The organism is Streptomyces sp. HUAS MS02 (genome assembly GCF_055702265.1).
Genome location: NZ_CM146747.1, coordinates 8,193,795 through 8,204,603, shown reverse-complemented (window position 1 = coordinate 8,204,603; position 10,809 = coordinate 8,193,795). Strand labels below are relative to the sequence as shown.

Annotated in this window: 5 protein-coding genes; 4 read left to right on the top strand and 1 reads right to left on the bottom strand. The window is 72.5% G+C overall.

Going from position 1 to position 10,809, the window contains the following annotated elements:
* Nucleotides 1-360 precede the first annotated feature (360 nt).
* From ACZ9QC_RS35450 to ACZ9QC_RS35435, 4 genes are all read left to right on the top strand, one after another.
* A complete protein-coding gene (locus ACZ9QC_RS35450) occupies nucleotides 361-912 on the top strand; it encodes a hypothetical protein (RefSeq protein WP_472916808.1) in 552 nt (183 codons plus the stop codon).
* A 221-nt stretch (nucleotides 913-1,133) separates the two neighbouring features.
* Complete coding sequence (locus ACZ9QC_RS35445) at nucleotides 1,134-2,600, top strand: aldehyde dehydrogenase family protein (RefSeq protein WP_472916807.1); 1,467 nt, start codon at nucleotides 1,134-1,136, stop codon at nucleotides 2,598-2,600.
* A gap of 66 nt (nucleotides 2,601-2,666) precedes the next feature.
* Nucleotides 2,667-4,259, top strand: a complete 1,593-nt coding sequence (locus ACZ9QC_RS35440; protein ID WP_472916806.1) for an APC family permease — start codon at nucleotides 2,667-2,669, stop codon at nucleotides 4,257-4,259.
* A 68-nt stretch (nucleotides 4,260-4,327) separates the two neighbouring features.
* Nucleotides 4,328-5,878 (top strand): GMC family oxidoreductase, encoded by a 1,551-nt coding sequence (locus ACZ9QC_RS35435; protein ID WP_472916805.1) that lies wholly within the window; start codon nucleotides 4,328-4,330, stop codon nucleotides 5,876-5,878.
* 71 nt (nucleotides 5,879-5,949) lie between these two features.
* Here the strand turns inward: ACZ9QC_RS35435 and ACZ9QC_RS35430 are convergent, their stop codons facing one another.
* Nucleotides 5,950-10,719, bottom strand: a complete 4,770-nt coding sequence (locus tag ACZ9QC_RS35430; RefSeq protein WP_472916804.1) for a hypothetical protein — start codon at nucleotides 10,717-10,719, stop codon at nucleotides 5,950-5,952.
* Nucleotides 10,720-10,809 lie beyond the last annotated feature (90 nt).

The window sequence follows — 10,809 nt, the reverse complement described above, 5'->3', positions numbered from 1 at the left end:
GCGTGAGCCTACTACCGACTCACACCTATCTCGAAGGGGCGGCCGGGCGCCCACGGCACCAGGGGCGAACCGGACAGGGGGAGTTGTCCGTTCATTGGGGGAGATTGCCGCCTGCCGTCCGGCACTTGAACCAATGACATCCCGTCGGGGAAGTCTGCCGGTTGGCCGGATTTTTTCGTTCCGCGGGAATCTTCGACGGACCTCGATCGTCTTTCAGTACGGGAATCGGGGGCGGAATCGGCCACAGATCCCGCAGGCCGCTCTCAGGCGGCGTAAACCAGAGGAAGTCGGGCACCAGTGGGGGGCCGGGTCCATGGATCCGGATCTGTTGGTCCACCGGCGGTGGGGAGTGACGAGTTGATGGGCACGGCGGAGCGGCGCGCAGCGTCCGGTGACGGAGCGGCGGCGCCCGAGGTGGCGGCGCGGAGCGCTCGCACACCGGACCGCGGCCTCCTGACGGGGGTCGGCGTCGCGGTGGAAGAACGGGGGCTCTCCGCGCGTGGCGACGAAGAGCAGGTGCATTACCGGCCGTTGTGGATCGAGGAGCCGGCCCGCAGGCGGCGGCTGCCCGATCCGGTGCGGACGGCGGCGGTGCGCGCGGTCCTCATCATCGCGGTGACACTGCTTCAGGCGATGGTGGCGGTCCTGTGCACCCTCGCGGGTTCCTGGCTGGCGTTCCCCATGGTGCTGAGCAGCGTGGCGAGCACGATCGCGGCCACCTGGGGCGTCCTGGACGTCTGGGTGACCCGCCAGGTGTGGAAGCAGCGCAACGGGGTGGTCTCCGCCCCGAGCAGCACGGCGCGTTCGCTGCGCCGGGAACGGCGGCGGGCCCGCCGCGAGGCACGGGCGGCCGAGCGTGCGCAGGCGCGAATACGCCGTCGGGGTGGCGCCGGGCAGCTGTCGCACCCGTAGGGCGGCAGGGGCGGGCCTTTCGAGAAGGGCCCGCCCCCTCGGGCGGCGATTCCGCCGCCCGACCGCCTCCTCCTGTCGCCCCTCGCCGAGGGCGATGCTCCTGACCAGGCGTGTTGGCTGTCACATTTGACCCCCTCTTGGGCATAGAACGCGGTCTTCCGGTTAGGTGCTCAGCCGCGAGGGCGCCTGCCGTACGGCGCTGACCAGGAGGAACGAAAGACATGCCCGAACTTTTCATCGGCGGAGCATGGCGATCCGCGCTCGACGGCCGGACACGTGAGATCCGCTGCCCCGCCGACGGCAGCCTGGTCGCGGTCGTCGACGAGGCCGGCGCCAAGGACACCGTGGAGGCCATCGCCGCCGCGCGGCGCGCCTTCGACGAGGGCCCGTGGCCCACCACCTCCCCCGCCGACCGCGGTGACCTGCTGCTTCGGGTGGCGGATCTCCTCGTACGCGACAAGGACGCGCTCGCCCGCGCCGAGTCCCTCGACACCGGCAAGCGGCTGGTGGAGAGCGAGTACGACATCGACGACATCGCGAACTGCTTCCGCTACTTCGGGCGTGCGGCGACCGCCGAGACGGGCCGGGTCGTCGACACCGGTCAGCCGGGCGTCGACAGCCAGGTCGTGTACGAGCCGGTCGGGGTGTGCGCGCTGATCACCCCCTGGAACTATCCCCTGCTCCAGACGGCCTGGAAGGTCGCTCCGGCGCTCGCGGCCGGCAACACGTTCGTGCTGAAGCCGAGCGAGCTGACCCCGCACACCGCGATCCATCTGATGCGGTTGCTGACGGAGGCCGGCGTGCCGGACGGCGTGGCCAACCTCGTCCTGGGCGCCGGTCCCGAGGCGGGTGCCCCGCTGTCGGACCACCCCGACGTGGACCTGGTCTCGTTCACCGGCGGCCTCGAGACCGGCCGTCGGTTGATGGCCAACGCCGCCGCGAGCGTGAAGAAGGTCGCCCTGGAGCTCGGCGGCAAGAACCCGAACATCGTCTTCGCGGACGCCGACTTCGACACGGCCGTCGACATGGCGCTGACCGCGGTCTTCCTGCACTCGGGGCAGGTCTGCTCGGCGGGCGCCCGTCTGCTGGTGGAGGACTCGCTGCACGACCGGTTCGTCGACGAGGTCGTCCGCCGGGCGCGGGAGATCCGGCTGGGCGGGCCCTTCGACGAGCGGGCGCAGACCGGCCCGCTGATCTCCGCCGCCCACCGCGCGAAGGTCGAGGAGTACGTCGCCCGGGGCATCGCCGAGGGCGCGGTGCTGCGCTGCGGCGGCGAGCGGCCGAGCGGCGACGCGTACGACCAGGGGTTCTACTACCTGCCGACCGTCCTGGACGAGTGCACGGCCTCGATGTCCGTGGTCCAGGACGAGTCGTTCGGGCCGGTGCTGACGGTGGAACGGTTCAGCAGCGAGGACGAGGCCGTACGGCTGGCCAACGACACCATCTACGGTCTGGCCGGCGCCGTATGGACGACGGACGAGGCCAGGGCCCGGCGGACGGCGGCCCGGCTGCGGCTCGGCACGGTGTGGATCAACGACTACCACCCATATGTGCCGCAGGCCGAGTGGGGCGGTTACAAGCAGTCCGGATTCGGCCGTGAGCTCGGGCCGGCGGGACTCGCCGAGTACCGCGAGGCGAAGCACATCTGGCGCAACACGGCCCCGGCACCGCAGGGTTGGTTCGCCTAGTCCGCTGTTCTCGGCACCCGCAGAGCCACTCCCCCTCCCCTCCCCAGGCCCATCAGGAGTCCGCTCATGACGACCATCGAGCAACCCACCGGACCGAAGAACTCCTCCGACGACACCGAACTCACCGAGTTCGGCTACAAGCCCGAACTCAAGCGCACTCTGGGCAACTTCCACACCTTCGCCGCCGGGATCAGCTACATCTCGATCCTGACCGGCACCTTCCAGCTGTTCTACTTCGGCTTCGCCAGTGGCGGCCCGGCCTACTGGTGGTCGTGGCCGATGGTGTTCGTGGGCCAGTTCATGGTCGCGCTCTGCTTCGCCGAGCTGGCGGCCCGCTATCCCGTCGCGGGCTCGGTCTACAACTGGTCGAAGAAGATAGGCAATCCGCATCTGGGCTGGCTCGCCGGCTGGATGATGCTGGCCGCTTCCGTCGTGTCGATCGCGGCGGTCGCGCTGGCCTATCAGCTGACGCTGCCGCAGATCTCCGACGTGTTCCAGTTCGTCGGGGACGGCACCGGCAAGTACGACGTGGCGACCAACGCGGTCATCCTGGCCGCTGTGCTGATCCTGTTCACCACCCTGGTGAACGCCTTCGGCGTCAAGCTGATGGCGCGGATCAACACCGCGGGCGTGTTCATCGAGCTGATCGCCACCGTCGTCCTGATCGTGCTGTTCGCCGTCCACATCACCCGCGGCCCGCAGGTGGTCCTGGAGACCAACGGCACGGGGGACGGCTACGGCAACGGCTATCTGGGCGCCTTCCTCGTGGCGTCGCTGGCGTCGGCGTACGTCATGTACGGCTTCGACACGGCCGCCTCGCTCGGTGAGGAGTCGCTGGACCCGACCCGCAACGCCCCTCGCGCGATCATCCGGGCGATCGTCGCCTCGTTCGTCCTCGGCGGTCTGATCCTGTTGCTGGCGCTGATGAGCGTCTCCAGCCTGAAGGGCGAGCAGCTGTCCACGGACGGCCTGCAGTACGTCGTGCTCAACGTGCTCGGCCCGACGGCCGGCAAGGCCATGCTGTGGTGCGTCCTGATCGCGGTCACCGTGTGCGCCCTGGCCGTCCACACCGCGGCCGTCCGGCTGGCGTTCGCGATGGCCCGCGACAACAACCTGCCCGCGTCCTCGAAGCTGGCCAAGTGCCACCCGCGCTTCCAGACGCCGGTACTGCCGACCGTGATCATCGGCGTGCTCGCGCTGGCGATCCTCGTGGTCAACATCCGCCAGCCGCAGATCTTCACCGTGGTGACCAGCATCGGCATCATCATGATCTACCTGGCCTATCTGGGCGTCACCGTGCCGATGCTGGTGGCGCGGCTGCGCGGCACGTGGCAGCCCGCCGGGGACGGCCGGTTCTCGCTGGGCCGCTGGGGCCTGCCCGTGAACATCCTCGCCGTGCTGTGGGGCGCGGGCATGACCCTCAACCTGATCTGGCCGCGCGCCGCGGTCTACAACGCGGCCGCCCCGTTCCACTGGTACCTGCAGTGGGGCGCGGTCCTCTTCGTCGGGATCATCGCCGGCGGCGGCTTCGCCTACTACTGGTTCGTCCAGCGGCACAAGACCGGCGTGCTCGCCGAGCACCGCGTGGTCGCCGAGGCCGGCGGCACCACGCCGCCCGCGCCGCCCGCCGCCCCGCTCGCCACCCCGGCGGCGGACTGAGCGCCGCACAGCACAGCACAGCACAGCACTGCAGCTCGACAGCACAGCACCCAGGAGGTCAACTCCCCATGTTCGAAGACGAGTTCGACTACGTCGTGGTCGGCGGCGGCACCGCGGGCAACGTGGTGGCGGCCAGACTCTCCGAGGACCCGTCGGTCACGGTGTGCGTCCTGGAGGCGGGTCCCAGCGACGTCGGCGACGACGACGTCCTGAAGCTGGAACGCTGGATGGGCCTGCTGGAGTCCGGCTACGACTGGGACTACCCGGTGGAACCGCAGGACAGCGGCAACAGCTTCATGCGGCACGCGAGGGCGAAGGTCCTCGGCGGCTGCTCGTCCCACAACTCCTGCATCGCCTTCTGGGCACCGGCGGAGGACCTCGACGACTGGGCGGCCGCGGGCTGTACGGGCTGGTCGGCGGCCGATCTCTTCCCGCTCTACCAGCGGCTGGAGACCAACGACGCGCCCGGCGACCACCACGGCCGCTCCGGACCGGTGAAGCTGCGCACCATCAAGAGCGAGGACCCGTGCGGCAACGCCCTGCTGGAGGCGTGCGTCCAGGCGGGTATCCCGACGACGCCGTTCAACACGGGCACGACGGTGATCCGCGGCGCCAACTGGTTCCAGATCAACTCCGACGAGAACAACATCCGTCAGTCCTCGTCGGTGGCGTATCTGCACCCGATCATGGGCCGGCGTCCGAACCTGGACGTGCGCACCGGGGTCCGCGCCAAGAGGCTGGTGCTCGACGGGCGGCGCTGCGTCGGCGCCGAGTATCTGGACCCGGACCTGATCCACACCCGGACGGTGCGCGCGCGGCGTGAGGTCATCGTCTCCTGCGGCGCCATCGACACCCCCAAGATCCTGATGCTCTCCGGCATCGGCCCCGCCGAACAGCTGCGCGAGGTGGGTGTCGACGTGGTCGTGGACTCGGCGGGCGTCGGCGAGAACCTCCAGGACCACCCCGAGGGCGTCATCATGTGGGAGGCCGCACAGCCGATGCCCACCACGTCCAACCAGTGGTGGGAGGCGGGCATCTTCTACGACACCGAACCGGGCCTGGACCGGCCGGACCTGATGTTCCACTACGGGTCCGTGCCGTTCGACATGAACACGGCCCGGCACGGCTACCCCACGTCCGAGAACGCGTTCTGTCTGACGCCGAACGTGACGCGGGCGAAGTCCCGGGGCACCGTGCGGCTGCGCACCCGCGACTACCGGGACAAGCCGAAGGTCGACCCGCGCTACTTCACGCACGAGCACGACGTGCGCGTGATGACGTACGGTCTGCGGCTCGCCCGGCGGATCGCGGCGCAGCCGGCGCTGAGCGGGTGGGCCGGGGCCGAGCTGGCGCCCGGACCCGACGTACGGACCGACGAGGAGCTGTTCGACTACATCCGCAAGACCCACAACACCGTCTACCACCCGGCCTGCACGGTGAAGATGGGCGCGGACGACGACGCCTCTGCCCCGCTGGACGCGCGGCTGCGGGTGAAGGGGATCGAGGGGCTGCGGGTGGCGGACGGGTCGGTGATGCCGGATCTGGTGACCGTGAATCCGTGCATCACGACGATGATGATCGGCGAGAAGTGTGCGGATCTCCTGAAGGCCGACGCGTAGTCGCCGCACTGGCAGGGCCGTGGGGAACCGCGGGTCCGTTGTGGCGGGTCGCGCAGTTCCCCGCGCCCCTTTCAGGGCGCGGTCGTGGTGGGCCTCTTGTACATGCGTGTCGCCGTGATCTCCGTGTGGGCCGTCTCTCCCGGCTGGGGCTGCTGGGGCAGGCCCGGGCGAAGGTGTTCCTCCACGCTGATGTACTTGAGGCCCGCTCGTAGGTCGGCGTCGTTGCGCAGCCGGATGACCAGGGGGAACTCCGCCAGGGCCGTCGTGTCGAAGAGGCCGGTGGTGTAGAGGAGCTGGACGCCTAGGGCGTCCGAGACCGCGCGCTGGAGTTCCAGCAGGTACGTCGCGTTGGCGCGTCCGATGGGGTTGTCCAGGAACAGGGTGCCGGCGTGACGGTGCTTGTCCCGGCCCCGGTCGTTGCTGCGCAGCGCCGCCATCGTGCAGTACAGGGCGATGGCCGCGGTGAGCAGCTGGCCGCCCGAGAAGACGTCGCCCATCTGGCCGACGGGGACGCGCTCGGCCCTCAGCACCGCGTCCGGCTTGAGGATCTCCACGGCGACACCCTTGGGCTGGAGCGCGGCACTGACGCCCCGCAGCAGCAGGGACATGCCGTCGCGGCGCATGTCGGAGTTCTTCTTCACGGCCGCGCGGGTCGCCTCGTCGACGACCTCGCCCAGACGTTCGGTGAGGGTGGCCTGGTCGGGCTCCTCGAAGCGGATCCGGAGGAACTCCTGGCCTGACCACTCCCCGAGGCCCTCGGGCAGCCGCGAGAGCCGCTGGGCGGAGCGCAGCGTCGCGAGGGCCGACTCCACGAGGCCCCGCAGCCGGTCGACGATGGAGTCCCGGTTGCGCTCCAGCTGGGCCAACTCGTCGGTGAGGACCCGGAGTCGGGGCGCGAACGCGTCGGCCCACTTCTGCGCGTGCTCCGGGAGCGAGGCGGCGGGCAGCTCCCGGATCTGCTGGCGGGCGGGCGTGCGGACCTGTTCGTAGCGCGTGGAGTTGGCGTGGCGTACGAGGACGTCGCTCGCCTCGCGCACGGAGCCCTCGGCGGCGGAGAGGTCGGCGGCGCAGCCGCGCAGGGAGCGGCGGGCCTCCGCGGCGGCCCTGCGGGCCTCCTCGAGCCCTCCGGGGTACGGCTCGGGCTCGTCCTGATCGTCGTCCGCGGAGTGGTCGCGCAGGAGGTCCCGCAGGAGGGCGGCGGTCTCGTCGAAGCCGCCGGCCGCGTCCTCGGCGGCGCGGTGGGACTCCAGCAGCTCTGCGTGGGCTTCCCGGGCCTGGGTCAACGCCTCGGCGCGAGCGGCCAGTTCGGCCGTGGCCGTGCGCAGCAGGGCCTGGGCGTGCTCGGCGTCGCGCGGGAGCAGTTCCTCGGGCAGTTCGGTGTGCGCCTCGCCGTCCTCCGGCGCGTGCCGCTCGGCCTCGCCGCGCAACCGGCCGAGCTGCTCGCTCGCGGTGGACATCCGGGTTTCCAGGAGCTGGACGAGTTCCTCGGCACGCGCGGCCGCCGCCTGCCGCGACGGCCCGTCGGAGCCGTCGGGCGACTGGAGCAGTTGCTCGGCGCGGTTGCGGACCTTGTTGGTGAGCCGGTCGAGCTCGGCGATCGCGGCGCTCTCGTCGCTCTCGGCCCGCGCCTGTTCGGCCCGCAGGTCGGCACCGACGCCGACCTTCTCGTAGACCTGGGACGCGGCGCGGTAGGCCTCGCGGAGGGCCGCGAGGGGCTGCTTGGGCGCGTCGGAGTCCGTCTCCGGTACGTCGTCGGGGGCGCCCGCGATCTCGGCGCGCTCGGCGCGCAGCGCACGCGCCGTGCGGCGGGCATCGTCCGCGCCGCGCTGGGTGGCGCGCCGGTCCTCGTCGGCGGCGCGGGCCCGCTCCAGGCAGGACTGGGCGCGGGCCTCGGACTCGGCGGCCTCGTCGGCGAGTTCACGGAGCTTGACCTGCCAGCCGGCGCGCTCGCGCAGCCGGAAGGCCAGTCCGGCGAGGGCGTCGGCGGCACGACGGGACTTCTGTGCGGCCTCCTGCCGTTCGTCCCGCACCTGAGCCGCCTCGGCGGCCGCCTCCTCGGCCTCGGCCCGCACGGTCCGCGCCTCGGCGAGCTCCGCCTCGGCCTCCTCGGCGAACGCGCGCGTCTCCCGCGCGGTGTCGGCCAGCTCGGTGAGCCGTCCCGCCGGGCAGCCCGTGCGCCAGGAGGAGAGCCGGGCCGCCAGCTCACGGTCCTTGCCGAGGCGGGCCGCCAGCTCCCGGATCTCCTCGTCCCGCTCGGTGGCCCGCGCGCGCAGAGCCTGCCGCTCCTCGTCCGCCGCGTGCTCGTCGTGCATGGCCGGGTTCGGCGGGACGAGGAAGACGTCGGAGGCGTGCCCGTCGCCCGCGCCCATCGGCGGCGTCGGGGCCAGCAGGGCCGCGGCCGTGCCGACGGCCACGGCGGACCTCGGGAGCAGTGCGGCGTCGCTCAGTGCCTCGCGGGCCCGGGCGTGCGAGTCCGGGTCGGTGATGATCACACCGTCGACCAGCTCGGGGCGCGCGGCGAGCACACGGGCGTGGTCGGTGGGGTCGACGGCCTGGGCGAGGTAGCGCCAACCGGGGAGGGCGGGGATGCCGTGCTCACCGAGGAACTCGACGGTGGCCAGGACGTCCGGGCCGGGCGGCAGCAGTCCGCCGTCGCCGAGGGCGCCCAGGATGCGGGAGTCGTCGGCCGCGGCGGTCCGCAGCTCGAAGAGGTGGCGCTCGGCGGACGACACGTTCTCGTCGAGCAGTTCGCGCAGTTCGTCGGCGAAGCGGTCCAGCTCCTCGGGGGTGAGGGGGCCGCCCTCACCGCCCGACCCAACCGAGCCGACTGAACCGCCCGAACCGCCCGAACCACCGGGACCGCCCGATCCGCCGGCGACGTCCGCGCCGGACGACCGAGCACCGGCGCCGGCCGCGCCGTCGACGTCGGCCTCGGCCCCACCCCTGCGAGGACCCGGCACCGCGCCCGACGCCCCGCCCGCAGCCCGGCCCACGGCACCCGGCAGACTCAGCAGCTCCGCCAGCCGCTCCTCCGCCGCGAGGGCCTCCGCCGTGCGTCGCTCCCCGTCGTAGGCGCGTTCCGCGGCGATCGCCGCGTCCGCCGCGCGGGCGGCCGTGAGCTCCGCGCGGGACTCGGCGGCGGCCGCCTCCCGGGCGTGCTCGGAGGCGCGGCGCGAGGCCTCGCGCGCGCTGTCCCAGGCGGCGACGGCCGTCTTCTCGGCGTCGCTGGCGGCGAGCGCGGCCCGGGCCGGGTCGGCGTCGGGCGCGCTGTCGTCCAGCCAGCCCGCGCGGACCGCCTCGGCGGTCTCCTGCTCGACCTCGCTGAGCCGCTGCTTGAGGTGTCCGACCTCGCTGCGGGCGCGCTGTGCCTCGGTGGCGGCGACGGTGGAGTCCCGGTAGGCGGCCTCGCCGACCTCTTGCAGGGCGGCCGACTTCTCCTCGCCTTCGTTCGCGAGGTCCTCGGCGCTCTGGGCCGCGGCGTGCAGGGCGCGTACGAGATCGACGGCGGCCCTGGCGCGGGCGGCGAGCGCGGGGGCGGCGTCCCGTTCGGCCTCCTGGATGGCGGCTGCCACCCGGGCGACGCGGTCGGCGGCGGCCCGGTGCCTGAGCACCGCCTCGGCGGCCTGCCAGGCGGAGTGCAGGGTGCGCGCGTCGGCCAGCTCCCGCTTCTGTGCCGCGGCCGACTTCTCGGCGGCGGCGAGCGCCAACGAGGCGTGCCGGTAGGCCAGTTCGGCGGCGATGTGGGCGCTGCGGTCCCGGGCGGCCTCGGAGTGCGTGACCGCGTACGCGGCCGCGGTGACCCGCTGGGCGAGATCGGTGCCCCGCAGTCGTTCCCGGGCGGCACGCGCCGACAGCCGCCGCGCCAGGGTGCGGGTGCGCCGCTCGGCGCCCGCGTGGACGTCCCGGGCCCTGGACCGCCCCTCGGCCGCCTCCACGATCCGGCGCAGCAGATCCACGGACCCGGCCGTGAAGTCCCGTTCGGCGATCAGCTCCGCCCGCCGCCCGAGCTTGTTGCCGAATCCGGAGACGAGATCGGCCAGTCCGTCCGTGTCCCGGGTGTCGGTCACGGCCCGCAGCAGCAGGTCGGTGAAGTCGGAGTCCTTCTTCACCGCGAAGAGTCCGGCGGCCTCGCCCTCGTCGGCGTTCATCTCGCGCTGGTAGCGGAAGAGTTCGGGGTCGAGACCGAGGTCCGTCAGATGCTCGTTCCAGCGGTCGTGGATCTCCTCCCAGTGCACTTCGAGGTGCGGATACGCCTTGCCCGCGTCGGTGAGGGCGTCCCGGAACCCCTTCATGGTCCGCCGCCGCCCCCGCGCACCGGACGCGCCCTCGACGGACGGCCGTACGGCGGTGGACTCGGCGACGGGCAGATTGTCGAGGCTCAGACCCGGGCCGGGCCGGAAGGAGTACCAGGCCTCGGCGAACTTCCGCGGATCGTTGGAGACCTGCCGCCCCCGCCACTCGCTCACCTTGCCCACGACCACGCACTCGCCGGTCAGCGTGTGCTGCCACTCCAGGGCGACGTGCCCGCAGTCGTCCGCGAGCAGGAACTTCCGCAGCACTCCGGAGCTGGCGCCGCCCAGCGTGTTCCGGTGTCCCGGCAGCATCACGGAGAAGATCAGCTTGAGCAGTACGGACTTGCCGCCGCCGTTCTCCAGGAAGAGCACCCCGGCCGGCGCGGGCCTGCGGGGCGGCTCGGTCGGCTCGTCCTCGAAGAACTCCGCCTGCTGCGGCGCGGGGTCGGGCACGTACTCGCCCACACCTCTCAGGTCCAGCACGGTGTCGGCGTAGCGCGCACCGGCCGGCCCGATGGAGTAGAGGCGGACCCGGGACAGCTCGTACATGGCGGCGGACTTTCGCGGTCGTGACGGTAAATCGTGCGGGGCGGGGAGGGACGGTTGGTCGTGCCGGCGGGGGGTGGTCGGTCGTAGGGG

Excerpts from the sequence above, each read along its gene's own strand:
- ACZ9QC_RS35450 (WP_472916808.1), top strand. The coding sequence starts at position 361 with ATGGGCACGGCGGAGCGGCGCGCAGCGTCCGGTGACGGAGCGGCGGCG.
- ACZ9QC_RS35445 (WP_472916807.1), top strand. The coding sequence starts at position 1,134 with ATGCCCGAACTTTTCATCGGCGGAGCATGGCGATCCGCGCTCGACGGC.
- ACZ9QC_RS35440 (WP_472916806.1), top strand. The coding sequence starts at position 2,667 with ATGACGACCATCGAGCAACCCACCGGACCGAAGAACTCCTCCGACGAC.
- ACZ9QC_RS35435 (WP_472916805.1), top strand. The coding sequence starts at position 4,328 with ATGTTCGAAGACGAGTTCGACTACGTCGTGGTCGGCGGCGGCACCGCG.
- ACZ9QC_RS35430 (WP_472916804.1), bottom strand. The coding sequence starts at position 10,719 with ATGTACGAGCTGTCCCGGGTCCGCCTCTACTCCATCGGGCCGGCCGGT.